The organism is Hyphomicrobium sp. 99, assembly GCF_000384335.2.
In the GTDB taxonomy this organism is placed as follows: domain Bacteria; phylum Pseudomonadota; class Alphaproteobacteria; order Rhizobiales; family Hyphomicrobiaceae; genus Hyphomicrobium_B.
Genome location: NZ_KQ031382.1, coordinates 2,277,374 through 2,303,415 on the forward strand (window position 1 = coordinate 2,277,374; position 26,042 = coordinate 2,303,415).

At 59.8% G+C, this 26,042-nt stretch carries 25 protein-coding genes and 1 pseudogene; 13 read left to right on the forward strand and 13 right to left on the reverse strand.

Annotated elements, in window-relative coordinates; genetic code table 11:
• Nucleotides 1-20: 20 nt before the first annotated feature.
• From G359_RS10945 to G359_RS10960, 4 genes are all read right to left on the reverse strand, one after another.
• Entirely contained in the window at nt 21-1,886 is a 1,866-nt protein-coding gene (locus G359_RS10945; protein ID WP_156150739.1) for a hypothetical protein, read from the reverse strand.
• A gap of 177 nt (nt 1,887-2,063) precedes the next feature.
• The gene (locus G359_RS10950) at nt 2,064-2,675 is read right to left on the reverse strand and encodes a PRC-barrel domain-containing protein (protein ID WP_052699311.1); all 612 of its coding nucleotides are present in this window, start codon (nt 2,673-2,675) and stop codon (nt 2,064-2,066) included.
• A gap of 212 nt (nt 2,676-2,887) precedes the next feature.
• Entirely contained in the window at nt 2,888-3,487 is a 600-nt protein-coding gene (locus G359_RS10955; RefSeq protein ID WP_045836162.1) for an ABC transporter substrate-binding protein, read from the reverse strand.
• Between the two features lie 124 nt (nt 3,488-3,611).
• Entirely contained in the window at nt 3,612-4,232 is a 621-nt protein-coding gene (locus G359_RS10960) for a hypothetical protein (protein WP_045836163.1), read from the reverse strand.
• A 161-nt stretch (nt 4,233-4,393) separates the two neighbouring features.
• Here G359_RS10960 and G359_RS10965 point away from each other — a divergent pair, with 161 nt between their 5' ends.
• The 3 genes and pseudogenes from G359_RS10965 (at nt 4,394) to metH (ending at nt 10,106) form a co-directional block, all read left to right on the forward strand.
• A complete protein-coding gene (locus G359_RS10965) occupies nt 4,394-5,407 on the forward strand; it encodes a metalloregulator ArsR/SmtB family transcription factor (RefSeq protein ID WP_245279988.1) in 1,014 nt (337 codons plus the stop codon).
• On the forward strand, nt 5,407-6,315 hold the full coding sequence (metF, locus tag G359_RS10970) for a methylenetetrahydrofolate reductase [NAD(P)H] (RefSeq protein WP_045836164.1): 909 nt from the start codon (nt 5,407-5,409) through the stop codon (nt 6,313-6,315). Before G359_RS10965 ends, metF begins: the two co-directional genes overlap by 1 nt.
• 25 nt (nt 6,316-6,340) lie before the next feature.
• A pseudogene (gene metH, locus G359_RS10975) lies at nt 6,341-10,106 on the forward strand (methionine synthase).
• Between the two features lie 691 nt (nt 10,107-10,797).
• On the opposite strand, the gene G359_RS10985 reads toward metH, so the two are convergent.
• Genes G359_RS10985 through G359_RS10995 form a run of 3 tightly spaced genes read right to left on the reverse strand, consistent with a single transcriptional unit; the run spans nt 10,798 to nt 13,202 of the window.
• A complete protein-coding gene (locus G359_RS10985) occupies nt 10,798-11,298 on the reverse strand; it encodes a GNAT family N-acetyltransferase (protein WP_045836166.1) in 501 nt (166 codons plus the stop codon).
• 1 nt (nt 11,299) lies between these two features.
• On the reverse strand, nt 11,300-12,397 hold the full coding sequence (locus G359_RS10990; RefSeq protein ID WP_245279989.1) for a polysaccharide deacetylase family protein: 1,098 nt from the start codon (nt 12,395-12,397) through the stop codon (nt 11,300-11,302).
• Nucleotide 12,398: 1 nt separating this feature from the next.
• The gene (locus G359_RS10995; protein WP_045836167.1) at nt 12,399-13,202 is read right to left on the reverse strand and encodes an enoyl-CoA hydratase; all 804 of its coding nucleotides are present in this window, start codon (nt 13,200-13,202) and stop codon (nt 12,399-12,401) included.
• Nucleotides 13,203-13,424: 222 nt separating this feature from the next.
• Here G359_RS10995 and cysE point away from each other — a divergent pair, with 222 nt between their 5' ends.
• The 3 genes from cysE to G359_RS11010 are packed head-to-tail and all read left to right on the forward strand — an operon-like array spanning nt 13,425 to nt 15,034.
• Nucleotides 13,425-14,258 (forward strand): serine O-acetyltransferase, encoded by an 834-nt coding sequence (gene cysE / locus G359_RS11000; RefSeq protein ID WP_045836168.1) that lies wholly within the window; start codon nt 13,425-13,427, stop codon nt 14,256-14,258.
• Nucleotides 14,259-14,279: 21 nt separating this feature from the next.
• Nucleotides 14,280-14,495 carry a DUF3126 family protein gene (locus G359_RS11005; RefSeq protein WP_045836169.1) on the forward strand — a complete coding sequence of 72 codons (216 nt, stop codon included), beginning with the start codon at nt 14,280-14,282 and terminating at the stop codon, nt 14,493-14,495.
• An 11-nt stretch (nt 14,496-14,506) separates the two neighbouring features.
• A complete protein-coding gene (locus G359_RS11010; protein WP_045836170.1) occupies nt 14,507-15,034 on the forward strand; it encodes a gamma carbonic anhydrase family protein in 528 nt (175 codons plus the stop codon).
• 154 nt (nt 15,035-15,188) lie between these two features.
• Here G359_RS11010 and G359_RS11015 read toward each other — a convergent pair whose 3' ends face one another.
• The 3 genes from G359_RS11015 to G359_RS11025 form a co-directional block, all read right to left on the reverse strand.
• Nucleotides 15,189-15,869 (reverse strand): transglutaminase-like cysteine peptidase, encoded by a 681-nt coding sequence (locus G359_RS11015; RefSeq protein ID WP_045836171.1) that lies wholly within the window; start codon nt 15,867-15,869, stop codon nt 15,189-15,191.
• A gap of 159 nt (nt 15,870-16,028) precedes the next feature.
• On the reverse strand, nt 16,029-16,658 hold the full coding sequence (locus tag G359_RS11020; protein WP_045836172.1) for a PilZ domain-containing protein: 630 nt from the start codon (nt 16,656-16,658) through the stop codon (nt 16,029-16,031).
• Nucleotides 16,659-16,817: 159 nt separating this feature from the next.
• A complete protein-coding gene (locus G359_RS11025) occupies nt 16,818-17,453 on the reverse strand; it encodes a PAS domain-containing protein (RefSeq protein WP_045836173.1) in 636 nt (211 codons plus the stop codon).
• 241 nt (nt 17,454-17,694) lie between these two features.
• Here G359_RS11025 and G359_RS11030 point away from each other — a divergent pair, with 241 nt between their 5' ends.
• Together G359_RS11030 and G359_RS11035 are read left to right on the forward strand one after the other, a co-directional pair.
• A complete protein-coding gene (locus G359_RS11030; RefSeq protein ID WP_045837903.1) occupies nt 17,695-18,420 on the forward strand; it encodes a rhomboid family intramembrane serine protease in 726 nt (241 codons plus the stop codon).
• A gap of 166 nt (nt 18,421-18,586) precedes the next feature.
• The gene (locus G359_RS11035; RefSeq protein ID WP_045836174.1) at nt 18,587-19,018 is read left to right on the forward strand and encodes a CBS domain-containing protein; all 432 of its coding nucleotides are present in this window, start codon (nt 18,587-18,589) and stop codon (nt 19,016-19,018) included.
• Here the strand turns inward: G359_RS11035 and rssA are convergent.
• On the reverse strand, nt 19,000-20,010 hold the full coding sequence (gene rssA, locus G359_RS11040; RefSeq protein WP_045836175.1) for a patatin-like phospholipase RssA: 1,011 nt from the start codon (nt 20,008-20,010) through the stop codon (nt 19,000-19,002). The genes G359_RS11035 and rssA overlap by 19 nt on opposite strands.
• Nucleotides 20,011-20,166: 156 nt before the next feature.
• Nucleotides 20,167-20,613, reverse strand: coding sequence for a phosphoribosyl-AMP cyclohydrolase (hisI, locus tag G359_RS11045; protein ID WP_045837904.1), 447 nt, complete (start codon nt 20,611-20,613; stop codon nt 20,167-20,169).
• 201 nt (nt 20,614-20,814) lie between these two features.
• Here hisI and G359_RS11050 point away from each other — a divergent pair, with 201 nt between their 5' ends.
• From G359_RS11050 to G359_RS11070, 5 genes are all read left to right on the forward strand, one after another.
• The gene (locus G359_RS11050; RefSeq protein WP_045836176.1) at nt 20,815-21,276 is read left to right on the forward strand and encodes an iron-sulfur cluster assembly scaffold protein; all 462 of its coding nucleotides are present in this window, start codon (nt 20,815-20,817) and stop codon (nt 21,274-21,276) included.
• A gap of 287 nt (nt 21,277-21,563) precedes the next feature.
• The gene (locus G359_RS11055; protein ID WP_045836177.1) at nt 21,564-22,199 is read left to right on the forward strand and encodes a hypothetical protein; all 636 of its coding nucleotides are present in this window, start codon (nt 21,564-21,566) and stop codon (nt 22,197-22,199) included.
• A gap of 58 nt (nt 22,200-22,257) precedes the next feature.
• On the forward strand, nt 22,258-22,536 hold the full coding sequence (yidD, locus tag G359_RS11060; RefSeq protein WP_045836178.1) for a membrane protein insertion efficiency factor YidD: 279 nt from the start codon (nt 22,258-22,260) through the stop codon (nt 22,534-22,536).
• A gap of 122 nt (nt 22,537-22,658) precedes the next feature.
• Nucleotides 22,659-24,602, forward strand: a complete 1,944-nt coding sequence (thrS, locus tag G359_RS11065) for a threonine--tRNA ligase (protein WP_045836179.1) — start codon at nt 22,659-22,661, stop codon at nt 24,600-24,602.
• Between the two features lie 132 nt (nt 24,603-24,734).
• Nucleotides 24,735-24,986 (forward strand): DUF883 family protein, encoded by a 252-nt coding sequence (locus G359_RS11070; RefSeq protein ID WP_045836180.1) that lies wholly within the window; start codon nt 24,735-24,737, stop codon nt 24,984-24,986.
• Nucleotides 24,987-25,152: 166 nt separating this feature from the next.
• Here the strand turns inward: G359_RS11070 and G359_RS11075 are convergent, their stop codons facing one another.
• Nucleotides 25,153-25,977 (reverse strand): hypothetical protein, encoded by an 825-nt coding sequence (locus G359_RS11075; RefSeq protein ID WP_045836181.1) that lies wholly within the window; start codon nt 25,975-25,977, stop codon nt 25,153-25,155.
• Nucleotides 25,978-26,042: the final 65 nt, after the last annotated feature.

Genomic DNA, 26,042 nt, shown 5'->3' on the forward strand with positions numbered 1-26,042 from the left:
CGTGACCGTCGAGGCTGGCTTCAATACATCTGCAGCGAAAGCACCCCGCCGGGTCCGATCATCACGCCCCAGATTTCATCGGCGCCGACCTCGATCGGATCGTTAGATCCAGCGCCGCTCGCGCCCTTGAGCTTGTAAGGGTATTTGCCGGGCGCAACGTCGAGCGTCGGCCCGTCCGGGCCTTTGCTGCCGGCGCCGGCCGGCACTTTGATCGTCTTGCCGGCGATGGTGATGACGGCCTCGGTATCGAGGTAGTTGCCGATCAGAAGCTTCGTCTGTCCCGGCTTCGCCAGCAACCCAGATTTCTTCGCCTTGTCGTCCTCGCGGACGGTAAGCGCGATTGTCGTCTCGCCGTTGGCACGCCCGAGCTTCAGAACAGCGGGACCGTCAGCCGTCGTGAAGTGAATCTCCGCGGCGTCGTCTTTGATGACGGACTTTGACGTATCCTCTTTCCAATCGCGCTTGCCGAGTTCCCGGCGATAAAAAGCAAGCACCGAGGCAAGCTTCGCCGGGACATTGGCATTAGCGCCGTGGCGGAACATCGACTGCTCGCTGCCGCTCAGCGAATGCTCTTTCGGCACGGGGAGGCCGCCGGCATCTTCAGCTTCGAGTTCCCTTTCAGGCTCGTTGACCGGCGCGCTCGCGGCATCGCTGCTCGCTGAAGCTTCTTCCGTCGCCTCCGGCTTCTCGAGTACCGACCCCGTGGCGCTGACGTTGACGGCCTCGCCCATCTTCATCAGCGTGAGCGAAACGTCCTGCTCACCCTTATGGAAGCCGAGGACCACCATGTTCGCCTGGTTGATCACGGACTTCTCTTCGCTCCAGCCGAGCGTCTTCATCTGGCTCCGGTAGAACGCCGCGACTTGCTTGACGCTGGAGGAGGAGTTGAATTCAAGTTTGCCGCTGCTGCCATCGAACGCGATCTCCGCCGCCGTCGACGGAACCGGAATGGGTGCTGTGTTGCCGTCGAGAACGGTCAATTCTTCCGTGGACTCATCGGAACCCTTGTCGGCCTTGTCCGCGGCAGCGGGCTTTGCTCCCCGCATCGAGTCTGTGACCGACTCCTGCGCCTGCTTGATGATGCTCGCCGCCAGATCGTCGATGGCGTCGCCGACCTTGTCCTGCGGCTTGGCTGTTGGAGCCGGAGGGGCCTCAGGCGCCTTCGCCGCTTCTTGCTTCTCGGCCGGATGCAGGAGATCAGGGGAAACGGCCTCGATCTTCACCGTCGTCTTGCCGTTATCCGCGCTCTGCAACACGAGGATCAGAGGCTTCCCAGCATCGCGAACGTAGTAGGCATAAAGGCCCTTCTCGGTCTTCTGGTCGGCATAGGCCGACTTGGCGTTGTCCTTCACCGACCACGGCGACCAGCCGCGCGCGATCAGCTCTGTGCGGAGGAAATCGGATGTCGCCTCGAGACTGCCTGCAGTCACGCAAGATAAATGCGGGCGATCGCCATCGAACTTGATGTCCGTCGCATCCTTGGGAAACGGCAAGTCGTTCGCGATGATCACGCCGGAATAGGTGACGCTCGTCGCGTTGTTTTGCGCTGGCGCAACGGTGACGAAGACGGAGAGGCCGAGCGCACCTTTCTTCAAAGTCGCGAGCGCCATGTTGGGATTATTGATCTGCTCGGCGAATGCTGGCGCATACTGCTGCCAGCCTGCCGCGGTGAGCGCAGCGATGGTGCCCTCAGCCGTCTCGGCGACAGCGCCGGGCGCCGTAAAAATCGTCGAGGGTGCGCTCGCGAAGATGTCCTTCGTGCCCGAGACACGCGGAAGCTTGCTCGTGTCTAACGTTTCTTCCGCCGAAGCGTCGGCGATACCAACGAAGAGTACGAATGCCGACAAGACACACGAAATAAGTGCAGGGAAGCGAATGCTGCGCATGACGATTCCATTCTCCGACGCGGCTGATGTCGCGGCAATCGGACGATCTCCATATTCGAGCGGCCCACCGATTGCGAGAGAACCGATCGGTAAATTCCGTTGACGGAGGAGAATTGGCAGCAAAAAGCCGCGCTTCGGTTAAAAGCGCGGCTTGCGAAACAAGGTTCAGTAGGCTGACTAGCCGTTGCTGTTGTCGATGATCGGTAGCTTTTTCGTCTCTTCCGAGCTGAGCGACAGCTTCACGCCGTCCGAAACGCTCGTGATCTTGTCGGCTGAAATCGCAAAGACCTTGGCGTTGATGCCGGCCGCGACGCCGTCCGTTACGAGAATTTCCTGGACCTTACCGGCGTCATCCGATTTGACGCCGTTGACCTCACCGATCTTTGCGCCGTCCGCACCGTAAACGGCCGCACCGATTTTCAGATCGCTGGCTGACACGGCTGACGCCGCCTGTACAGGAGCTTCAGTACCAGCTTCCGCGGCTGGAGCTTCCGGCTGTGTCGGCTGAACACCGGCAGAACCACCGCTCGACGGCTCAGTAGCCCCAGCCGGAGCTTCCGTTGTCGATGCCCCGCCATCCTGTGCGGGTTCTGCGCTGGGCGCAGCCTGTTCCGTGGAGGGAAGCGTATCAGAAGCCCCTGCAGCGCCGGCATCCGCGGGTGCAGCTTGATCGGCCTCGGCTGGAGGCTGCTGCTGATCTTGCGCCGAACCCGGCGTTGCCTGCATCGCGATACCGACGCCGATCGCAAGCGCAATACCCAACGCCGAACGCAACTTCTGAGAAATCATGGCCCGTCTCCAATCCCCACCCGCAACAGAATGCGCACGACTGTTATAGGGTGCGCACATCGAATTTGCTCGTTCTTGCTCGACAAGGACCACGGGTGCGGCGCTTTGTCAAAGCTCACGGCATCAGGCAGGTGGAGTTCGATTCAGACCTTTGAATGGCAAGCAGATGAAGCCGGGACAACCGCCGGGCGAGCGTGCCCGGCAGGTCACTCCTAGCGGCTCAAAGCCAAAACGAGCGCGCGCGGGTTGTTGCCATTCTCGGTGATGTAATTCTGGAAGAGATCGTCCAGGAACGCCGTCATCCAGAAGCCGACCACCTGTGCGTCGCGGACTTTGTAGCCCGATCCAGACTTCATCACGAGCCAGCGGATGTCGTAGCTGTCGCCCGAGGCCAGCGTAATTCGGCTATCGACGTTCGTGCCGCCGTTGTCACCAGGGCCCTGACCCGTCACCACGGCGCTCTTGACCATGTACTTCGGGCCTTCTTTCGCCGCGTACTTGGCGATGAAATTGATCATGCCGTTGTAATAGGCGGGGCGCTCTTCCTTCGGCAGCGTCCGGGCGTGCGGTCCAAGGGCCGTCAAACCGATACCGGCCACGTCCATGTGCTGGCGCAGCACATTTGCGAACTGTGCCACCCCGCCGGATTTCTGCGCGACGATCAATTCGTTCTGCACGCGCTGCATGTAAACGGCGGGCGATTCAGCTCGCGCTCCACCGGCTGAAAGCGCAGCGAAACAGGCAGCGAAAATAACAAGACAACCCGCGGAGCGGATCCGTGCAAATGCCCACCACATGTCTAACTCTCGCATAGTCGTCCCCTGAAAAAACCGAAGCGGCAGGTGGCCCAAAGTGACTCTGCCGCCCTCACTGCTTCGAAACAAGCCTCACTTCGCGTTAGAGAGGCAACAATCTCGTCAAAACGATGCTGAATGGCTACGCGGCCACAGGATTTTCTCGGCGCGAGCCCCGGCCGCCGAAGTTGAAATGGCGCTCCGCGGGAGCACATGGAAGGCTCAGCAAATGACTAAGCTCTTCGACTTCTCGCGCCCCGATATGCTCCGCAGTCATCAAGATAATGCTGCGATTTCTATCGGGATGCACGAGTACAGCCTCCTGCCGCACGCCGGAAAGGGACGAGCGAATGTTGACCGCCACGCCCTCGTAAGTTGCAAGCGGCGCCCGCCAGAGCGTCTTCGAAAAGGCTGTGCGGTCCACGACCTTGACCTCACCATCGCGGATATCGACGATCCGGTCCGACAATAGAGCGAGCAGGATATTGCGCATCGGCCAGACAATGAGGCCGACCCAAAACACCAGAGCGAGCGCGAGTTCGACCGCAACCGTGGGATGCGCGATCATCGCATGTCTCACGTCCGGGGAAGCAATGGCGTAGGCAGCAAACGCCAATTGCGGGGCGACGATCAGCGCCGCGAGGATTCCCATCAGAACAAGCCCCGGAAGCCGCATAAGCTTCGTGTTGGTCTGCCTGAGCGTGATCGGCAACCTGTATGGGTTGCTTGAAACTTCAATCACTTCAAAACCCTGACGTCGCATTCTGAACTCGGTCCCCGCAGAACTAGCGACAGGACATTAGGGCTAACATCGCTAAAAGGCCGTTAAGCCCCGTACCAGATTTGCAGCTCGCGAGTGCAACGTCGCCACTTGACACATAAACATATCTTTATATGTTGAGCCGCATGCAACGAACGCCCGAAATGCGAACCGCCGATCTCGTCGCCGCGCTCAAAGCCGCGGCTGAGCCGACGCGTCTGCGCATTTTGCTGCTGCTCGCGGGCGGCGAACTCAACGTCAAGGATTTGACCCTGATCCTCGGCCAAAGTCAGCCGCGCATTAGCCGCCACCTGAAGCTCCTGTGCGAGGCGGGCCTGATAGAGCGGTTCAGGGACGGCAGCTGGGTCTATTTTCATATTTCCGACCGCCAGCCGGGCGGCCGCTTGGCGCTGCGCCTCGTGTCGGACGTCGATCCCTCCGAAGCCTCGGTTCGGCGCGACCGTGAACGCGCCGAAGCCCTGAAGCGCGAGCGCGAGGCTGCTGCTCAAACATTCTTCGAACAGCACGCTGCCGATTGGGATCGGATCCGCACTCTGCACGTCGCCGAAAACGACGTTGAAGCCGCGATGCGCCGAGCGATTGGCGACGGGCCGTTTGGCCTGTTCGTCGATCTCGGAACGGGAACGGGCCGCACGCTCGAACTCTTCGCCGACCGGTTTACGCGCGGGCTCGGCCTCGACGTCAACCAGGCCATGCTCAACTACGCCAACGCCAATCTGAAATCCAAGGGCTGCGTCAACGCCCAGGTGCGCCACGGCGATATCTATTCGCTTTCGCTCGCGGACCGTCAGGCTGACGTCGTCGTTATGCATCAGGTTCTGCATTTTCTATCAGATCCGGCGCTCGCCATTCGCGAAGCCGCACGCGTTCTGGCACCCGGCGGCAGGCTGCTGATCATCGATTTCGCACCGCACGACTTGGAGTTCTTGCGAACGCGAGAAGCACACGAGCGACTGGGCTTTGCGCACGACCAAGTCGCAGGCTGGCTGACCGACGCCGGACTTGTTCCCAAGTCGACCGAAGATCTGAAGCCCAAGGCCGACGATCGCGAAGAAATTTTGACCGTTACGATCTGGCTGGCGGAACGCCCCGAGGCGCAGACATCGGTCGCAAGAACAAGCGCACCCATCGAGGAAGTGCGCGAGAGGGCAAGCTGATGGCACAAGAACGCAAAAGCAAACTACTCGGATCGGGTGACATCCTCGTCAGCTTCGAATTTTTTCCGCCGAAGACGGAGAAGATGGAGGAAACGCTTTGGTCTTCGATCACGCGGCTTGCTCCGCTCGGCCCCGAATTCGTTTCGGTGACTTACGGTGCGGGCGGATCGACGCGCGAGCGCACCCACGCGACCGTCACGCGCATCCTCAAGGAAACGCCTCTGAAGCCCGCGGCTCATCTCACCTGTGTCGACGCCACGAAGGAAGAGGTGGACGCGGTTGCTAAGACGTATTGGGACGAAGGCGTTCGCCACATCGTCGCTTTGCGCGGTGATCCTGCGCAAGGCACCGGCACAAAGTATGAGCCCTTTCCGGGCGGCTACAAAAATGCCGCCGATCTGGTCGCGGGCTTGAAGCGCATCGCCGATTTCGAGATCTCAGTCGCAGGCTACCCCGAGACGCATCCGGAAAGCCCGTCGGTGGAAGCCGACCTCGAAAATCTGAAAGCCAAGGTCGATGCCGGCGCAGATCGCATCATCACGCAATTCGGCTTTGATAACGTCTACTTCCTCCGCTTTCTCGAGCGTGCGCGTGCGGCAGGCATATGGGTGCCGATTTCTCCGGGCATCGTGCCCATCCATAACTTCAAGCAGGTCGCAGGTTTTGCGAAGCGCGCCGGCGCCAGCGTGCCGTCATGGCTCGCCCGCCGTTTCGAAGGACTGGAAGACGACAGCGCCACGTCCCATCTTGTCGGGGCGGCCGTTGCGACCGAGCAGGTGATGGACCTCGTCGATGAGGGCATCAAGAAATTCCACTTTTACACGTTGAACCGCGCTGATCTCGTTTACGCAATTTGCCACCTGCTGGGCTTGCGCTCAGTTAGACCGGCGAACGCCGACGCAGCGTGAAATAACAGAACAATCGAGGCGTGACATGAGACGCAAACCAAGTTGGGCCGCGTTGGAAAAGGCTGCAAGCGAACGCATCCTGATCATCGACGGCGCGATGGGCACGATGATCCAGCGGTACAAGCTCGGCGAAGAACATTATCGCGGCGAGCGCTTCGCGGATCATTCGAAGGACATCAAGGGGAATAACGATCTCCTCGTTCTGACCCAGCCTGAGATCATCCAGGAGATCCACGGCAAGTATCTGCAAGCGGGCGCCGACATCATCGAGACGAATACGTTCAATGCGCAGCGCATATCCATGGCCGACTACCACATGGAAGAGCTGTCCTATGAGATGAACGTCGAGGCGGCAAAGCTCGCGCGCCACGCTGCCGATGAGTGGACGAAGAAGACACCGGAGAAACCGCGCTTCGTCGCAGGCGCCGTCGGGCCGACCAACCGCACGGCTTCGATCTCGCCGGACGTCAACAATCCGGGCTTCCGCAACACCAGCTTCGATGAACTGCGCGAAGCCTATAAGGAGCAGGTGAGGGGGCTGATCGACGGCGGCTCGGACATCATCCTGATCGAGACGATCTTCGACACATTGAACGCTAAAGCCGCGGGCTTCGCGACGCTCGAAGTGTTCGAGGAAAAGGATCTCGAGCTGCCGATCATGATTTCCGGAACGATCACCGACCGCTCGGGCCGGACGCTCTCGGGTCAAACGGCTGAAGCTTTCTGGTACTCGATGAGGCACTTGAAGCCATTCTCGATCGGGCTCAACTGCGCGCTCGGCGCCGAGCTGATGCGGCCATACATTGCCGAACTTTCGCATGTGGCCGACGTGCGCATCTCGGCCTATCCGAATGCGGGCCTGCCGAACGCGATGGGCGAGTATGACGAAAGTCCGGACGACATGGCCTGCAAAGTCGAGCCGTGGCTTGCCGACGGCTTGATCAACATCGTCGGCGGCTGCTGCGGCTCGACGCCAGATCACATCGAACATATCGCGAGCCACGCGAAAGCCTATAAACCGCGCGCATTGCCGGAGCATACGCCCCGCCTGCGTCTTTCCGGCCTCGAACCGTTCGTCCATGGGTGAACAGAGCACAATGACCACAGCCAACGCCGCGCAGTCCTTCATCAACATTGGCGAGCGCACAAACGTCACGGGTTCAGCGAAGTTTCGCAAGCTGATCGAGCAGAACGATTATGCGGGTGCTCTCGCAGTCGCGCGTCAGCAAGTCGAAGCGGGCGCGCAGATCATCGACGTCAACATGGACGAAGGCCTGCTCGACTCCGAACGGGCGATGACGACGTTCCTCAACCTGATCGCGTCCGAGCCCGACATCAGCCGCGTGCCGATCATGATCGACAGTTCCAAATGGAGCGTCATCGAAGCGGGCCTGAAGTGCGTGCAAGGCAAGCCGATCGTCAATTCGATTTCCATGAAGGAAGGCGAGGGGCCGTTCCTCGAACATGCCCGCAAGGTTTTGCGCTACGGCGCCGCCGTCGTCGTCATGGCGTTCGACGAAGCGGGCCAAGCCGACACGATCGAACGCAAGGTCTCGATCTGCGAGCGCGCCTACAAACTGTTGACCGAGAAAGTCGGGTTTCCGCCGGAAGACATCATCTTCGATCCCAACATCTTCGCCGTGGCGACCGGCATCGAAGAACACAACGGATACGGTATCGCCTTCATCGAGGCCGCGCGTCAGATCAAGGAAAAGATGCCACTCGCCCACATCTCGGGCGGCGTCTCCAACCTGTCATTCGCCTTCCGCGGAAACGAGCCCGTTCGCGAAGCGATGCATTCCGTGTTTCTCTACCATGCCATTCAAGCCGGCATGGACATGGGCATCGTCAATGCCGGACAGCTTGCGCTCTATGACGACATTCCGGCCGAGCTGCGCGATCTCTGCGAGGACGTGATCCTCAATCGCCGCCCGGACGCAACCGATCGTCTTCTCGAAGCCGCGCCGAAATTCAAAGGCGACGGCAGCGGCCAGAAGGCGAAGGAGAAAGATCTGACCTGGCGTGAAGCGCCGGTCGAAGCGCGTCTTACGCACGCACTCGTGCATGGCATCACCGATTTCATCGAAGTCGATACGGAAGAGGCGCGCGCCAAGGCAGAAAAGCCGCTGCACGTCATCGAAGGCCCGCTGATGGCGGGCATGAATGTCGTCGGCGACCTCTTCGGCGCCGGCAAGATGTTCCTTCCGCAGGTCGTGAAGTCGGCGCGCGTGATGAAGCAGGCCGTCGCCTACCTGCAGCCTTACCTCGAAGCCGAGAAGAAAGCCTCGGGCCTCGATCAAAAGCCTGCCGCAGGCAAAATCCTGATGGCGACCGTCAAGGGTGACGTGCACGACATCGGCAAGAACATCGTCGGCGTCGTACTCCAGTGCAACAACTACGAGGTGATCGACCTCGGCGTCATGGTGCCCGCCGCGAAAATTCTCGAGACGGCGAAGAAGGAAAAGGTCGATATGATCGGCCTCTCCGGACTCATTACACCGTCGCTCGACGAAATGTGCTTCGTTGCAGGCGAGATGGAGCGCGAAGGATTCTCGATGCCGCTGCTGATTGGCGGCGCGACGACCAGCAAGGTGCACACGGCCGTCAAGATCAATCCGAACTACAATCGCGGACAGGCCGTCTATGTTCTCGACGCGAGCCGCGCCGTCGGCGTCGTTTCGAAATTGCTTTCCGATACCGACAACGCATCCTACGTCCAGGATATCAAGACCGAGTACGCCAAGGTTCGCGAGTCCCATCTCGCCAACGAGGCGCGCAAGCAACGCATTACGCTCAAGGCGGCGCGTGACAACAAGTTCAAGATCGATTGGCCGACGTTCAAGCCGGTAAAGCCAAGCTTCCTCGGCTCGCGCAGCTTCTCGAATTTCAACCTCGCCTCGCTCGTTCCCTACATCGACTGGACGCCATTCTTCCAGACCTGGGAACTCGCGGGCCGCTATCCGCAAATCCTGACCGACAACAAAGTCGGCTCGGAAGCGAAGAAGCTCTTTGACGACGCGCAGGCGTTGTTGAAGCGCATGGTTGCCGAGAAGTGGGTGACGGCGTCTGGTGTCGTCGGCTTCTGGCCAGCGAACAGCATTGGCGACGATATCGCGCTGTATGAAGATGACACGCGATCGGGCGAGATCGCGACGCTCCATACGCTGCGCCAGCAAATCGCCCGCGACCCGAACCGCAACCGCGCGCACACGGCGCTCTCTGATTTCATCGCGCCGAAAGAAACGGGTGTCGCCGATTACATCGGTACCTTCGCCGTGACGGCGGGTCTTGGCGAAGAAGAAGCGATCGAACGCCACATCAAAAAGACCGACGACTACAATCGCATCATGGCGAAAGCGCTATGCGATCGTCTCGCCGAAGCCTTTGCCGAGGCCATGCACGAAAAGGTCCGCAAGGAGCTTTGGGGCTATGCGAAGAGCGAAAAGCTGACGGCGGACGATTTGATCCTCGAGAAGTATCAAGGCATCCGTCCGGCGCCGGGCTATCCCGCTCAGCCCGACCACACGGAGAAGGCGACGATCTGGAACCTGATGGACGTTGAAAAGACCACCGGCATCACGTTGACGGAAAGCTACGCGATGTGGCCGGGTTCATCCGTGTCGGGACTGTATTTCGCAAATCCCGAAAGCCATTATTTCGGAGTCGGCAAGGTCGAGCGCGATCAGGTCGAGGACTACGCGGCACGCAAGGGCTGGACCGTCGAAGAAGCGGAACGTTGGCTTGCACCGGTTCTGAATTACGAGCGCTCAAGCGCCGCCGCGGCTGCCTGAAACGAAACGACAAAAAAAATCGGCGCGGTCCACATCGGTACCGCGCCGCATGGTCGTTTGGCTCGCGCCAGACATCCCAGAAATAGTCCCCCGTCTCATTGGCTCCTTGGAGCATCGCGCGTGGGATTACTGTTTCAGGCACTTCCTCCAGACGGTCGCTCTCAAAGGGTCCCGAGCACGACCTATTCACGAAATCCAAACGACAATTTTCCCGCAAGAGTTAAAGTCGGTCTCGCGGAGCCTTGCCAATATCCCCGAGGTCGAGGCCTTGGAATTCGTCTCGCTCTCTTCGAAGCTTGGCGCGAAAGCTATGCAACGGCGCATGGGGGTGACAAGCGAAAAGCATTTTGCGTCGCAGAAGCAGACGTCGATCCCAAGCCATCATGAGACGGTGATCTAAGCCATTGTTAATGGTTAGAAACCCCTCGCAATGGGTGCGGCTCGCCCCGCCGATTGACCGGCAGTAGTCGAAAAGTCCCGCAAAACCTCAATTAGTTGAATCTGAGTGCAGCCGCCGTCCGATTGGCTTCGGCCGGGAAAATAACGCAGATGCGCCGCACAATAATGATCCAAAAATATTTCGCTTGCATTCGCCGCGAGAGGACGCCGTCCGCCGAAATCCGGCGGCATGAAAGTTTTGCGACTCATGCCGGCATCAGCAACACTGGCTAAGACGCATGCAACCGGTTCGCTAGTCGGTCGCGATCCGCTTTCGAAAAAGGACTTCCGCTGTTCCCTCGGCAATCAGGCCATCGACCGACGCGAGACGAACAAAGCCGTGCCGCTCATAGAAAGTTTGCGCGCCAACATTGAATTCAGATGCGGCGACCCAAAGATTTCGGGCGCCATCCGCTCGAGCTGTATTCTCGAACCAGCAAAGAGCCGAGCGCCCAAAACCCCGGCGATGAAATGCCGGGAGCACTCCTAAAAACTGCAGATACGGTCCCCGGAGCCAATTGCTCCGGATAACAATTGCACCCGCGAGCGCATCATCCGCGATGATCTGAAACCGCTGCGCGCCGGGTTCCTCCCTCGCCAGAAACGCAGCGAGCGTTGCGCCCGTATAGGCGTAATGCGCCCAGGGATCGAGCCGCGCGAGTGCACCTCCGAGGCTTTGCGCCGCCTCGACCGTCATCGGTTGAAACGTCACCGTTGAACCAGGAACCGAAACCGGCAAGGTGTCCTCGGCCATTTCAGTGATCGGTCGCAACGGGCTTTTGCGGAGCTTTCTTCGCCGTCTTCGATTTGGAGGACGGCGCAAGAGCGATATTCGCGCTGCTTTTGGCGGGAGCGCTCAGAGAATGCTGAAGCGCGCCGAGGAAATCATAGCGATTGGTGTCGCCGGGTTTGCGATCATAACATTCGGACGTGATCACTGGCTTGCCCATCGTCATCAGCTCGCTGACGGTCACGAACTTGTAGCCCTTCGCTTTTAGTTTCGGAATGGCGATCGTAAGCGCTTCGGCGGTGTGCCAGCCGCGCCCGTTCGCGTGATTGACGATGATCGAACCGGGCTTTGCTTCATTCACCATGGCCTGCGCTATGCGCTCCGCTGAAACGTGCGGATCGGGATCGCCCGTCGCGACATCCCATTGGATTGCGAGCATGCCTGCATCGTTGACGGCCTTCATCGAAGCGTCGTTGCAGGCCCCATAGGGAAACCGGAAAAGTTTCGGTTGCTCGGGAATGCTGCTCATCGCGTTCTGCGATGAGGCAACGCACTGTTGAGATGCGAAGCGGGTGCGCGCGTCTCCATACGCCTTCTGCGGAGCAAGCACCTGCTGCGTTACGGCAGCCGGCTGCAGAAGGCGTAAGTTTGCGTGTGTTTCCGTATGATTGCCGATTTCGAACAGCGGATCTGCCATCAGCTGTTCGGTGCGCGATCCGTGAGAAACAATCCACTTGCCCCCTGCAAAGAAGGTCGCTTTGACGCCCTGCTGGCGCAAGTAATCGAAGATCCGGCCGTCATAACCGGCGATCTCTCCGCGCTGCTCGCAAAGATCGAAAGTCAGCGCGATCGCCTTCTCGCCGGCAGGAAGAGTAACGCGGCGGATCGCGCCGCGTAGCTCGTTCGGAACGGGCGACGCTGACGTAAAGCCGTTCAGCTTGATCGCGGCATCGAAGGTGTGATTGCCCTTCGCGGCAACTTCTTCTCCCGGCCGGGCGGCAAGGGCGCTCTGAGAAAAGCACGCGTTGAGCAATCCACTGTCACCGGCAGATGCAGCGGTCGCGCCCAGGCACGCAAACGCCATGTTGCCGATAATCCGAAACCACTCGATCCGCTGGGTCACGTTATCTGCCTTTGAATGCTGGTTTGCGCTTTTCGAGAAATGCACGGCGGCCTTCGGCATAGTCTTCGCTTTCGAAACATGCCGTGACGACGGCGTCCAGACGGGCCATGTCCGGATTCTCCGGGTGACGGGAAATCTCGTCGATCACCTGCTTCGCAGCCGCCACCGAGAGCGGCGCGTTCGCGGCAATCTCCAGCGCAAGGGTCCGGACGGTCGCCTCGAGTTCGGCCGTCGGCACGAGTTGGGAGACAAGACCCATGGCTTCCGCGTCGGCAGACCGGAAACGGCGTCCGGTGAATAGCAGTTCCTTGGCGCGAGCGGCGGGAACCGCGGTAAGTATTGGCCTTATCCAGCGGGCGTTGTAGCCAATTCCAAGCTTGGCGGCCGGAATGGCGAACTGGCTCGCATCGTCCGCGATCCGCATGTCGCAACACAAAGCCAGCCCAAGACCACCACCGAGACAAAAACCGTGAATCATGGCGATCGTCGGTTTCGGGCAGCCCATGAGGGCGTTGAAGGCGGCGTCGTTCAACGCGTCGTAGGTCTTGGCGGCATCGCCAGTTCGGGAATTTTCGAACTCGGAAATATCGGCGCCGGCCGAAAACGCCTTGTCACCCGCACCCCGGAAAATGACGACCCTGACATCGGGGTCGGCCACGGCTTTCGCTATCGCCTCGGGAATTGCCCCCCACATGGACGCCGTGAGCGCGTTCATCCGTGCGGGGTTATCGGCCGTAATCCAGCCGATGGCTCCGTCCTTTTGATATTTGAGCGACGGGCTGGCGACTTCCGCAGCTTGAGCCATTGATCCCAATTCCTTCTATCCGGGCGTCCATCAAGCCGCAATAAAACGGCCCGCGAACCGGGGACAGGGCGGCAGATGCACGCGGAGCCCGGAAAGTGTATAAGTTAATATGCGCCGTCGATTGACCGGGGTTTAGACCGGGGTTAATCGGCTGTTGCTAATTTGGACCGGTCCGCTCGTGCGGGCCTGGCAACGACCTCACTCCCGCGTTAGAGGCAAAACGTGTCAAACACGAAGACAGCCACATCGAAGTCGAAGGTCCAAATCGTCGATCCGATCTGGGAACAGATTCGCTCCGAAGCGGATGCCGCGATGAAGACCGAGCCGGCGCTCGGCAGCTTCATTTTTGCAACCATCCTCAGCCATCAGATGCTGGAAGATGCCGTCTGCCATCGGCTCGCTCAGCGCTTGAATCACACCGACGTCGACGCCGGTCTGATCTCGCAGACATTCCAGAGCGTTCTGGCGGAGCAGCCGGGCCTGGGCGCGATCTTCCGCGCCGATCTCCAGGCGGTGTACGACCGTGATCCGGCCTGCACCCGTTATCTCGACCCGCTGCTCTACTACAAGGGCTTCCACGCCCTCGTGACCTATCGTTTCGCGCACGCGCTTTGGAAGAGCCGCCGCTACGATTTCGCGCTGTACCTGCAAAGCCAGTCGTCGCGCATCTTCGCAGTCGACATTCATCCGGCGGCAGTGTTCGGCAGAGGCATCATGCTCGACCACGCGACAGGCTTCGTCGTGGGCGAGACGGCCGTCGTCGGTGACAACTGCTCGTTCCTGCACGCGGTGACACTTGGCGGCAGCGGCAAAGAGATGGGTGACCGTCATCCGAAGATCGGCGATAACGTGCTGGTCGGTGCGGGGGCCAAGATACTCGGAAATATCAAGATCGGGCATTGCTCGCGGGTGGCCGCCGGCTCGGTGGTTCTCGCCGAAGTGCCCCCCAACGTAACCGTCGCCGGAGTGCCTGCGAAAATCGTCGGTAGCGCAGGTTGCGCCGAACCCGCCCGTTCCATGGATCAGGGTTGGGTTGATGATTTCGGCGGCCTCTGAAATTCGTCTAGGAGAGAGAAATTGAAGAAAGAAGAACTCGCGCGTCTGCAGTCCTACCTGCGTAAAACCCTCGGCGCTTCGAGCCTTGAGGTCAAAGCTCAGCCGAAGAAAGACGACATGGCCGAAGTCTTCATCAATGGCGAGTTCGTAGCGACGCTCTATCGTGAAGTCGAAGACGGCGAGACGTCCTATCAATTCCAGATGGCGATCCTCGACATGGATCTGGAAGGCGTCTGAGCGCAATCGGCATGTCACTCTACAACTTGAATGGCGTAGGGGTGGACAGGCCCGCGAACGGCCTTTTCTGGGTCGCGCCGAACGCTGTCGTTCTGGGCAAAGTGAAGCTCGAGGAAGACGCAAGCGTTTGGTTCGGCGCGGTCCTCCGCGGCGACAACGAATTGATCACCGTCGGCGCCCGATCCAACGTCCAGGACGGCTGCGTTTTGCACACCGATCCGGGCTTTCCTCTTGTGATCGCTGAGGACTGCACGATCGGCCACATGGTGATGCTCCACGGCTGCACCATCGGCCGGGGCAGCCTCATCGGCATCGGCAGCATTATTATGAACGGCGCGCAGATCGGCGAGGAATGCGTTATCGGCGCCGGCACGTTGATACCCGAGGGAAAAATCATCCCACCGCGTTCGATGGTTTTGGGATCACCGGGCAAGGTCGTCCGTCAGTTGAGCGACGACGAAGTGAAACGCTTTGGCGGCGCCGCGAAGCGCTACGTCGACAACTGGAAGCGCTACGCTACCGGCCTCACGCAATCCTGAGCCCTTCCTCTAAAACCTCGAGTATCGCAGGCACGCGCATAAAAAAGCGGGCCGGCGTCTGGGGAAACGCGCGGCCCGCGAACAGGTCCGGATTGATTGGGGGATCGGCAGAGGTATCCGGCCTGCAAAGTCCTTTTTAAAAAGCGATGGCGTCTCAGCGAAGATCGGGAGTCGTCTCCAGGATGCCCGGATTGACCGACTGAACGCCCGACAGCGCAGCAGGTGTCGACGCATCGTTCGGATCCAGCGAAACCCAAACCTTCGGATCCATGTACGATTGCCGCATCACGTAGTGATAGGGCGTCTGGTTCCAGAGCCGAACGACATCGACCTTGTTGTCGAGGATATAATCGCCTTGCGTCGTACGCGCCGTAAGTACAGCATGCCCTTCGTTCTTTTCATCACGAACAACGGTCATCAAAAGCGAAGAAGAGGGCCATCCCCGCGCGATGAGGCGATGACGCTTCAGAAGCTGGTAATCCTCGCAATCGCCGCGTGTCCTTGGCAGCGTCCAATATTCGACGACGCCGTACACTTCCATGTCGGTCGCAGGCTCAATCTCGTGATTGACGTTGCGATTGACTTCGTCGAGCTCGCTCAACGCTTGCGGCGTCGCCTTATAGCGCGCGTCATCCTGTGAGGTGACGATGCACTCCTGGGGCATGCGCTCGCAGAAGGCCACAAAGCCGTAAGGCGGCTGAGAACTTCCGTACACCCGCATGAATTCGGGAGCGCGCGTCGCGGGACTGATCACCGCTACCTGCTGCGCCGCCGCCGGCATCGCTGCCGCAAACAAACCCACTGCCAAAGAAATGGCTACGCTACCGTACTTCATGAAACGCCCTCGAACACGGTACGATACAGTACGCGAAACAGCTGCTTTTAGCATGAATGCCCGCCGTGGCATTCGCATCAAAGTTACATCCAAATTGAACTTTATGATTTTGGCAACTCGGCGAGCGATTTGAGGCATCACACAACCAACGCGTAACGTTTAAGGAAACCTTTCGCGCAACGCCTCAGGCGTAAGCAGCGAAAGAAATTGCAAACCAATGCCGTGTCCGTGGTGACGCCGAACAATTGCTCGCGTCTTTCCGGCGATCACGAGGCTTCCGATTGGCGGTCGTGCAGGAGTGCCAATTGAAGCGCCAGATGCCGAAACATCGAGCAGTTCAACGTCAATAATGACGCCTTCTTCGAGCCTTAACGTCGTGCGTCGTCCGCGAGTTCCGACACGCTCATGAAGCCTGCCCACCTCATCGGGAAACTCGTCTTTGTTGATGAGCCACATGATCTGAGCCGCGAGCTTTTCGCGTTTGTGCTCAGTGACTTTAAAAGAAAATGCAAATCCATCCGGCGTGGCCCGCGCAACCGTGCCTTCAAGGCCACCGATGTGTTCCAAATAGACAACGACGCGCTCGCCGACTTCGGGGACGTGGGGAGTTATGATCGCAGCGCCACCAACCGAAATATTTCTTAGCTCGCACGTGTATTCGCTGCGGTCCGCCCGCATGAACCGTCCCGCAAGCGACAGCGGCAAGCGGCGATGCTTACGCAGGTCGCCGGCCTTCAGCGCATCGGTTTGATGCAGCACTTCACGGAGGATGCTCGAATGCACGGCCATAGCCTACCCTTGAAACAAACGGGGTGGGTTTCCTGGGCTTCCGCGTTGTCAACATACGAACGCTGCCCAGGACGACTATGCCGACGACCTCCTTAATGAAGTTCTAACCGGCGGATCATAATCGTCACATGCCGGGTAAGGATAAGTCTCGTTTAGCGATTAGCGCTCGGTGTGGACCCGGCTCAATCCGCCTTCATAAACGCGGAATTGCCGACGCGCCGATTTCACAATTCTGGCTTCGCGAACGGTTGGATAGAACGGCGTCTGCCGGTCGATAGCTTCGATTTCGCTTGCTGCCGTGCCGTTGGGCCAGATGAGCTTGTGCCGGACAAGCGAGCGATGCGGGAGCGGCACAAGACCGAGCCATTGCGGTCTGTCGATCGGCGCGACCGACCCGAGATAGCGTTCGACGACATCGCGCGTGTGGACCAAAGGCAAAATCGTGACTTCGAACGCAGTCGCGTGGCCTTTCCCATCGTGCGCCGAGATCTCGAATACGCCCACTGCGGCTTGGGAAGTGATGAGCGACATCTGCCTCTGCAATATTTCGGAATCTCTCTCGTTGAAGAGCCCGAGCAGGTTTTTGCCCCGGAGTTCCATGCCGAATGCTTCCGAAATGCGCGTCCCAGCCAGCCGGAACGGCAAGGTCGCGTAATCAGCACGCTCCAGAATGAACGTATCGGGCAAGTGATGGGCAATGGCGGATGGCTCGATCTCGAAGCGCTTCGGCGCAGGCCGGTCTCCTCTGAGATCGTTCCAGTAGTTAAATAGCGACTGACTTACGGCTTCTTTCATACGAACAGCATCCGGCAACGTTTCAATCTGGCCGGACGCGGGTTGAAGCCGTCCGTACCATTTCGGCGCACGACACTTGAACGAGCGCCCCGACTTGCCCGTAGGGAGCACCCTTCGTGCCAGCCGGAAGGATTCCTCGCGGAGGACAGCGTTTACCGTCTGTTGCGGGGTGACGACTGAACAGCTAACAACGGCCGTCCGGCACGAGGATGCCGCATCGCATCAAAGTGGGACGCATCCCGTGAATCGAGAACCTATCTTCAACGTCCCCGGCGCGGTCCTCGCAACGCTTGCGGTCTTGGTCGCGGTCCATGTCGTCATGAGGTTCCTCGGGCCCGAGGATTTCACTTGGTGGCTGCTCGCTCTCGCGTTCATTCCAGCTCGCTATTCAGGAATGGCGAACGAATTGCCTGGCGGCGATGTGTCGTCGGTGACGTCGCTCGTGACCCACATGCTCGTTCATGCCGACCTCACGCATCTCATTTTCAACTCCGCATGGTTGCTGGCGTTCGGAACTGTCCTGTGCGCGCGCATCGGTGGCGTTCGCTTTTTGGCATTTTCGATGGCCGGCGGAATAAGCGGTGCACTGCTGTTTCTCGTCTTCAATCCCGGACTTCTCGCGCCGGTCATCGGCGCTTCCGGCGCCATCTCCGCGATGATGGGCGGCGTTATGCGATTTCTGTTTGCTGCGCTCGATAGAGGCGAAGGCTATTTGCTTCGGGAGCGCCCCTCTGCAATTCCGATGATGACGTTGAAAGAGACCCTGCAGGACAGGCGAATAGTGCTCGCGTCAGCGGCGTTTCTCGCGATCAATTTGTTGGCGCTCATCGGGTTCGGTAAATTCGGCGAAGCAGGTGATATCGCCTGGGAAGCGCACGTCGGCGGATACCTTTTTGGTTTATTCGCACTCGGCGCATTTGAGCGTGCACCGCAAAATGAACCGCCGTCGCCAACTGAATTGGATTGAAGTCTTGCATTCCCCTTGAAATTGCCTCAGCCTTTCGACAGCTCGCCGTTAGAGTGGGCATATTTGGGTGAGAAACGCAGCGTAATGCCGGCAGAAGACCAGGCAAGCTTGCGACGCCTGCAGGTCTTCAGTTCGGCACCACGTTCCCGGAACGGAGGCTGAACCAGTGATCATTGGACAAATACTGAAGTCGAAAGGCCGTGGTGTCATGACCGCGCGTCCCGAAGACACAATTCAGGAAATTGCATTGCGGCTCTCAAGCCGCAAGATCGGCGCCATCCTCATTCTCGGCGACAGCGAAAACGTTGTCGGCATCATTTCGGAGCGCGATATTATTCGATTGATCGCAGAGCATGGCGCGGCTGCGCTCACCATGCTCGCGCGAGATGGAATGACCCGCGACGTCGTCTCTTGCACGCGCGAGCACACGCTCGACGAGATCATGGAGACGATGACGAAGGGACGCTTCCGGCATATTCCCGTTGTCGAGAACGGCACGCTTATCGGCATCATCTCGATTGGAGACGTCGTCAAGCATCACACCGCCGAGGTGGAACTCGAAGTGAGTGCGATGCGAGGCTACTTGGCGACGGGCTGATCGGCGTCCACCGGAGGAGCTGCTCGAAGGCGCGCGCGATCGATCTGATTTGATGCGCGCCTCGGATCGCAAATTTCAATCTCCCGAACCATATCGTCGAGCTGACGCTCGACGGCTTGGCTTCCACGCTCGATGGCTTCTTCCGCACGATGGAAGTCGAAGAGGCCGACATCCTGAAGGCGTGGCGAGATCATCGCATCCGGCGGATCACCGGCAAGGCGCGAACGTGCGATGCGATCCTGCACGATGTTGAGTGCGTCGACCATCACCGTTGAGATTCCCGGAGCGCCGTCGCCTTTCCCCAGGATCTGACGTTGCAGGAGTGCGCGTACGCCGCGCTTGCCCTGAGGCTCTTCTTCCTGCGTGTGCAAAGCCTCTTCACCCTCCGCGAACAGCGCTTCCGGTGTCGAGATGACGCTTCCTCGCCCAAGGATATCGAAATTCAAATTGACCGCGATGACATATCGGGCCCCGAGAGCGCGGCAAACGGAGACGGGAATGGGGTTGACGAGCGCGCCGTCGAAGAGCCAACGGCCATGCACTTTCACGGGTTTGAAAACGCCCGGCAGCGCATAGGACGCGCGGACCGCATCGACCAATCGGCCGCGCGAGAGCCAATGCTCATGACCGGTGCCGATTTCCGTCGCGACGGCGGTGAAACGTGTTCCGAGGTCTTCGATGTTGCGATCACCCAGATGCTGCTCGAGCCGCTCGCAGAGGCGTTGGCCGCTGATCAGGCCCGTTCCGGCAAAGTTCAGATCGAGATAGCCGAAGATCCGTTTTGGTGTGAGTTCGCGCGCCCAGCGCTCGAGGTTGTCGAGATGGTCGGCGGCATAGCAACCTCCGACGACGGCCCCGATCGAAGTTCCGGCGATAATGTCGGGTTTGATCCCGGCGCGTTCCAAAGCTCTGAGGACGCCGATGTGCGCCCATCCGCGGGCGGCTCCGCCGCCCAGCGCCAATCCAATCCTCACGCCCGCCCGACCATTCATGATGGCACTCCTAGCCAGCGGAGCGCGGCTATCAGCCGAGCGGCGCCCGCACCCTTATGCTAGCACTGCGACATTAAGGTCGCGCTACCAATAGGTAATCAAGGTGTGAAGGAAGGCGAGAACAACTGGCGGAAGCGCCGGGAGGCCGGGCGGAGTTCAGACGGACCCATTAGCCTCGGGCAGCGAAGCAAACTCGAGAACGGGAGCGCCGCCATCGGTAGGCTGCACAACCCGGCGATAAAAACAGGACCGGGCGCCGGTGTGGCAGGCGACGCCGTCACCCTGCACCTCGGCAGTCACCCAAATGACGTCCTGGTCGCAGTCGGTGCGCAGTTCGATGACCTTGAGCAGGTTGCCGCTCTCGTCGCCCTTTTTCCAAAGCTTGGCTCGTGACCGGCTCCAGAAATGCGCTAGCCCGCTGGCGATCGTCTGACTCAGGGCCTCCTCGTTCATGTAGGCGAACATGAGCACATCGCCCGTGCCCCGATCGGTGACAATAGCGGGAATGAGGCCGTCGGGACCAAATACGGGCCGGAAGGAGCGCGTTGTTTCTTCGGTCTCGCCCTCGGCCAGCGGCGATGTCGTCTGGCTTGTGCTCGTCATGATGAAGCTCTGGCCCTGGAGGGCGAATTGCGGCGTTTGCAAAGTGTCATTCGAGGGCTATCGCTCCGGGTATGGAACACCGGCTGATCTCGCATTCGGTGCATGCCGGCCCTATATATGGTGGCTGATATATTTCGACGAGAGGCCAAATTCTAACGGGCCCCTCGTGGCGCAAAATGACGGTAAGACGCAAAGAGAGCTATGGCCAATCTCGATGAGATCTACAACACGCGCATTCTTGAACTCGCGGGAGCGATCTCCCGGACAGATAGATTGGCCAATCCTGACGGCACGGCGACTGGCCATTCGAAACTTTGCGGATCGACCATAACGGTCGATCTTAAACTTCAGGATGGCCGGGTCAGCGATTTCGGGCAGTCGGTCAAGGCCTGCCTTCTGGGTCAGGCCGCGGCATCAGTCATGGCGCGGGAAATTGTCGGCTCGACGCCCGACGAGTTGCGAAGTGTCGGCCGCACGATGCGCGCCATGCTGAAGGAAGAAGGAGCCGCCCCCACCGGGCGCTGGGCTGATCTCGCCGTCCTTGAGCCGGTCCGAAATTACAAAGCGCGTCAGGCGTCGACGCTTCTCGTCTTCGACGCGGTTGAGAAGGCGCTTGAAGATGCCGCTGTGCGGGCCGCCTCCGATCTGCAAGCCGTGCGATAACCTTGATCGCATTATTTTGCGGCTAAGTCTGTCGCCGATGCGTCCAGCCAATCGACGTGTACCGGGCTGACGTGCTGTATGTCCGAAGCTTAACCGAAAGGACGCGCCAACAAGCATCAGCCTCACGCTTGCCTTTTTTTCCCGACCGTTTTGTCCGGCAAACTTGAGAGTGGAAGTCGGTTCGTCTGCCGGATATGTCAGTCACGAGTCATAGAAAAATTTAGGTTCGGCAAGCGGCGTCGAGTGCACCCGCAAAACCGCGCCCTTGAGCAAAACGGAGTTTTCAAATGTCAGCGCAGGACAACGAGAGCGGCGCACGCGCGGATAGTGCGACCTCATCGACCAGCGCACTCAAATGGGCGGCGATCGGGATCCTGGCTTTACTCGCCATCTATGGCTGGCACGGCAAGACGTCCGCCGAGGGCGAACTCTCAGCCTTGCAGGGTGAAGTCGCATCCCTTCGCAAGGCCGTTGACGATGCCGCCCAGGTGAGGAAGTCCTCGCAGGATGAGATTGATCGGCTGAAGGCTGCAGAAACGGACGCCTTGCGGCAGGTCGAAGAAGGCAAGGCCGACGTTTCGACGGCAATGTCCAAAGTGTCTGAACTCGACAACAAGGCGAATGCCTTGGCCAAGGAAAACACCGATCTGAAGGCCCAGCTCGCCAGCGCAGCCGAAGAGGCCAAGGCCAAGTTGTCGGCTGCCAGCGAAGAGACGAGCAAGGTCAATGCTCTGCTTGAAACGGCCAACAAGGCCCGGGCGGATGCCGAAGCCGCCGCTGCGACGCTGCGTGGCGAAGCCGATGGTCTGAAGGCTCAATTGAGCGCGCTGCAGAAGGACCTGGACGCGGCGAAAGCGAGCGCGGCAAATGCTCCGGTGACGCCCCCAGCGCCCCCAGCCGCTCCAGCAAGCCCGGCGCCGTAATCGGAGACACCGCCTTCAGCTCTTGCGCGACGGGAACACCTGGGCTTCTGTGGGCCCTATGACTTCCGTGCTCGCCAAAAGGCTGCTGAAGGCGCCCGTCTACGTCTACCGCTACACCTTCAAAGGCATGGCCGGTGGGCAATGCCGGCATTGGCCCACGTGCTCTGAATATTCCCTCCAGGCGATCGAGCTGAACGGCGCGTGGAAAGGCTTCTGGCTGACCTTGTCCCGCTTCGTCCGCTGCGGTCCGGGGGGCACGCATGGCGTCGATCCGGTGCCGGATATCCGCGCCGTTAAGCACACCTTTCAGCCGTGGCGCTACGGCCGCTGGCGGTAAGCCGGTGCTTCGATTGCCCAGAATTGTCGAGACTTGACTTAGCGACCGGCACATCCCATTAGCGCTTTTCGAAATCGTCTTACGCCGCGTTCGTGTGCGGCGAGTGAGCAAAGGAGGCCGCGATGAGTGAAGTCACGATTACGTTCCCCGATGGCAAACAGCGCCAGGTCGCTTCGGGAACCACCGGCCTCGAAATCGCAAAGTCGATCTCGCCGTCCCTCGCCAAGCGCACCGTCGCCATGCAGCTCGACGGCGCTTTGGCCGATATCGCCGACCCCATCACCAGCGATGCCTCGATTAATTTCGTATCGCGGACCGACCCGGCAGCTCTCGAGCTGATCCGACACGATGCCGCGCACGTGCTTGCGGAAGCCGTGCAATCGCTTTGGCCGGGCACCCAGGTGACGATCGGCCCGGTGATCGACAACGGCTTCTACTACGACTTTGCCAAGCAGCAGCCGTTCGAGCCTGAAGACATCCCCAAAATCGAAAAGAGGATGGGCGAGATCATCGCCAAGAACGCGCCTTTCACGAAGGAAGTGTGGTCGCGCGACAAGGCGAAGAAATTCTTCAAGGACAAGGGCGAGTACTTCAAGGTCGAACTCGTCGACGCCATCCCCGAAGGTCAGGACCTGAAGATCTACAAGCAGGGCGATTGGCTCGATCTCTGCCGCGGTCCGCACATGACCTCGACCGGGCAGGTCGGCAAAGCTTTCAAGCTGATGAAGTTTGCGGGCGCCTATTGGCGCGGCGATTCAACGAAGCCGCAGCTTCAGCGCATCTACGGTACCGCATTCGCGACCGAAGACGAGCTCAAGGCCTATCTGCACCAGCTGGAAGAAGCAGAGAAGCGCGACCATCGAAAGCTCGGCCGCGAGATGGATCTTTTCCATTTCCAGGAAGAGGCGCCAGGCTCGGTCTTCTGGCACGCCAAGGGTTGGACCCTGTTCCAGACGCTGATCGCCTTCATGCGCCGTCAGCAGCTCCGCGCGGGCTATCAGGAAGTCAACTCTCCCGACATGATGGAGAAGCATTTCTGGGAGCTCTCCGGTCACTGGGAAAACTACGGTGAGAACATGTTCACGACCGTCCTTCCGGACGAGCGCGTGTTCTGCTGCAAACCGATGAACTGCCCGGGCCACGTGCAGATCTACAAGCACGGTCTGAAAAGCTATCGCGATTTGCCGTATCGCATCGCCGAGTTCGGCAAGGTGCATCGCTACGAGCCGTCGGGCGCATTGCACGGCATGCTCCGTGTGCGTCATTTCACGCAGGACGACGCGCACATTTTCGTCACCGAAAACCAGATCATGGAGGAATGCCTCAAGATCAATGATCTGCTGCTCGGCATCTACAAGGACTTCGGCTTCGACGACATCGTCATCAAGCTGTCGCTACGCCCTGAGAAGCGCGTCGGCTCGGACGAGCTATGGGACAAGGCCGAAAAGGCTCTGTCGGACGTGCTCGACGAGGTGAAGCGGCGCTCGAATGGACGGATCAAGACCGAGATCCAGCCGGGCGAGGGCGCGTTCTACGGACCCAAGCTCGAATACGTTCTGCGCGATGCTATCGGCCGCGATTGGCAGTGCGGCACGACGCAGGTCGACTTCAACCTCGCGGGCCGCCTAGGCGCGTTCTATATCGATGATCATTCCGAGAAGAAGACGCCGGTGATGATCCACCGCGCCATCTTCGGCTCGCTCGAACGCTTCACCGGAATTCTGATCGAGAACTTCGCCGGTCACTTCCCGCTGTGGCTCGCGCCGCTGCAGGTCGTCGTTGCGCCCATCGTGTCGGACGCGAACGATTACGCAGCGGAGGTTGCCGAAAAGGCCAAGGCGCTGGGTCTGCGGGTCGAGACCGATCTCCGCAACGAGAAGATCAATCTCAAGGTACGCGAACACTCGCTCGCGAAGGTGCCGGTCATCCTCGTCGTCGGAAAGCGCGAAGCCGAGGAGAAGAAAGTCTCGATGCGCCGCTTGGGTTCGCAGGACCAAACCGTGCTCGGCCTCGACGAGGCGTTAACCGCGCTTGCCGCCGAAGCCGTCCCGCCGGATCTGCGATGAGCCGCTAAAATCTAAGCTGAATATCGGCGGCGCGCGCGCTCCGCCGATATTTTCTTTACCTGAAAGGGCGTGCAACCAACGCCTGACGCTCCGCGTTTGCACCATGAACTTGCAACGAACGGAGTTTTGACAATGGCTTCATCAACTGCTTCCCAGTATGGGACATCGACTTCAGTCGACGACATTAAAGGCAAAGCCAAACAGACGTTTGACGAGGCTTCCGACCGCGCACAGGAGATCGCCGGTCAGGCCCGGCAGCAGGTCGGTGAAGTCGCGGGCAACGTAAAGAGCGCGATCGATAGATCGGTAAAAGATCAGCCGATCGCAACGTTGGCTATGGCTGCAGCTGTCGGCTTCGTCATCGGCGCTCTTTGGAAGTCGTAATCACTCGCCTGCGACGAACGCACGATCAGTCAACGTTCCGCTCGTGAGAACACATTGAGGCCGCCGAAGGCTCGCATGGGAGACATCCGCGTTTCCCATGCGAGCCGACGGCGGCCCCACTTGTTCTGAGGCGCCGGGCTATCCGTGGGCGCGCAGCCCAAAAGGTTCAAGATTTAGTGATCGTCGCCTGCGGGGTGGCGGATTTCTTTTCCTTCTTGTCGGACGCCGCCTTGCGAAGCTCCCCGCTATAGAGATCGATCGCGGCGGCCCCGACTTCACGAATGAAGGCGCGAACCAGCCGCCCGGAGATCGTGCCCTTGACCCATTGGATGAGCGAGTTCGACAACTTTTCGCGCAACTCGTATGTGGCCGCCGTGGCCGGGTTGAACATTCGCGCGACGCGCCACACCGACCAGGCCCGTCCCGCCACATCGTAGATGCCACGCCATCTGTAGATCTGGGCGAACTGCGCGACCGTCAGACGGTTGCCGAGCGGAATTGTGCCTTCGAATACCGGCCGAAGCCTGCCGCTGACCTGCTCGACCAGCGTCAATGCCTCCGGAACCGTAAAGCGTAGCATCGGGTCCTTGCGATCCGGGTGGTAGATTTTGGCGACCAACTCGACCGTCTCGAGCCCCGTATTCATCAAATCATTCCACGTCGAGATCGTTCGCGCGTTGGCAGCGTCGGCGAAAGTATCGACGGCCTTTTTGGAGTCGCTGCGCAAACGATCGCCGTCTGAGGCGTCGCGCAAAACGGTCGTCTCCGCCGGTGTCTCGTCTTTGCTTTCTGGCTTTTTGGGCAGCGGCCCGAGCGTGCGCCGCTCGAAAAGATAAGCAAAGAGGGTGCAGGCCAACGTGGCCAAAGCCCAGTAGACCAAATACCCATGCTGCCAAAGCCAGAGGCTTCCCAATGGAATGAGAGCCAATGTGGGCAGCAGGAGCCCGAGGAAAACGATAAACAATCGTAGTGGTGATAGGGCGTCGCTCATCCGGCGCTCCGTAGCGGTTCAACCCTATGAAACGCCACGCATTCGCCCGCGGTTCCGATTGAGAC

Bases quoted from the DNA above. Each gene is read 5' to 3' on its own strand.
- G359_RS10945 (WP_156150739.1), bottom strand. From the start codon at position 1,886: ATGCGCAGCATTCGCTTCCCTGCACTTATTTCGTGTGTCTTGTCGGCA.
- G359_RS10950 (WP_052699311.1), bottom strand. From the start codon at position 2,675: ATGATTTCTCAGAAGTTGCGTTCGGCGTTGGGTATTGCGCTTGCGATC.
- G359_RS10955 (WP_045836162.1), bottom strand. From the start codon at position 3,487: ATGCGAGAGTTAGACATGTGGTGGGCATTTGCACGGATCCGCTCCGCG.
- G359_RS10960 (WP_045836163.1), bottom strand. From the start codon at position 4,232: ATGCGACGTCAGGGTTTTGAAGTGATTGAAGTTTCAAGCAACCCATAC.
- G359_RS10965 (WP_245279988.1), top strand. From the start codon at position 4,394: ATGCGAACCGCCGATCTCGTCGCCGCGCTCAAAGCCGCGGCTGAGCCG.
- metF (WP_045836164.1), top strand. From the start codon at position 5,407: ATGGCACAAGAACGCAAAAGCAAACTACTCGGATCGGGTGACATCCTC.
- G359_RS10985 (WP_045836166.1), bottom strand. From the start codon at position 11,298: ATGGCCGAGGACACCTTGCCGGTTTCGGTTCCTGGTTCAACGGTGACG.
- G359_RS10995 (WP_045836167.1), bottom strand. From the start codon at position 13,202: ATGGCTCAAGCTGCGGAAGTCGCCAGCCCGTCGCTCAAATATCAAAAG.
- G359_RS11010 (WP_045836170.1), top strand. From the start codon at position 14,507: ATGTCACTCTACAACTTGAATGGCGTAGGGGTGGACAGGCCCGCGAAC.
- G359_RS11015 (WP_045836171.1), bottom strand. From the start codon at position 15,869: ATGAAGTACGGTAGCGTAGCCATTTCTTTGGCAGTGGGTTTGTTTGCG.
- G359_RS11020 (WP_045836172.1), bottom strand. From the start codon at position 16,658: ATGGCCGTGCATTCGAGCATCCTCCGTGAAGTGCTGCATCAAACCGAT.
- G359_RS11025 (WP_045836173.1), bottom strand. From the start codon at position 17,453: ATGAAAGAAGCCGTAAGTCAGTCGCTATTTAACTACTGGAACGATCTC.
- rssA (WP_045836175.1), bottom strand. From the start codon at position 20,010: ATGAATGGTCGGGCGGGCGTGAGGATTGGATTGGCGCTGGGCGGCGGA.
- hisI (WP_045837904.1), bottom strand. From the start codon at position 20,613: ATGACGAGCACAAGCCAGACGACATCGCCGCTGGCCGAGGGCGAGACC.
- G359_RS11050 (WP_045836176.1), top strand. From the start codon at position 20,815: ATGGCCAATCTCGATGAGATCTACAACACGCGCATTCTTGAACTCGCG.
- G359_RS11055 (WP_045836177.1), top strand. From the start codon at position 21,564: ATGTCAGCGCAGGACAACGAGAGCGGCGCACGCGCGGATAGTGCGACC.
- yidD (WP_045836178.1), top strand. From the start codon at position 22,258: ATGACTTCCGTGCTCGCCAAAAGGCTGCTGAAGGCGCCCGTCTACGTC.
- thrS (WP_045836179.1), top strand. From the start codon at position 22,659: ATGAGTGAAGTCACGATTACGTTCCCCGATGGCAAACAGCGCCAGGTC.
- G359_RS11070 (WP_045836180.1), top strand. From the start codon at position 24,735: ATGGCTTCATCAACTGCTTCCCAGTATGGGACATCGACTTCAGTCGAC.
- G359_RS11075 (WP_045836181.1), bottom strand. From the start codon at position 25,977: ATGAGCGACGCCCTATCACCACTACGATTGTTTATCGTTTTCCTCGGG.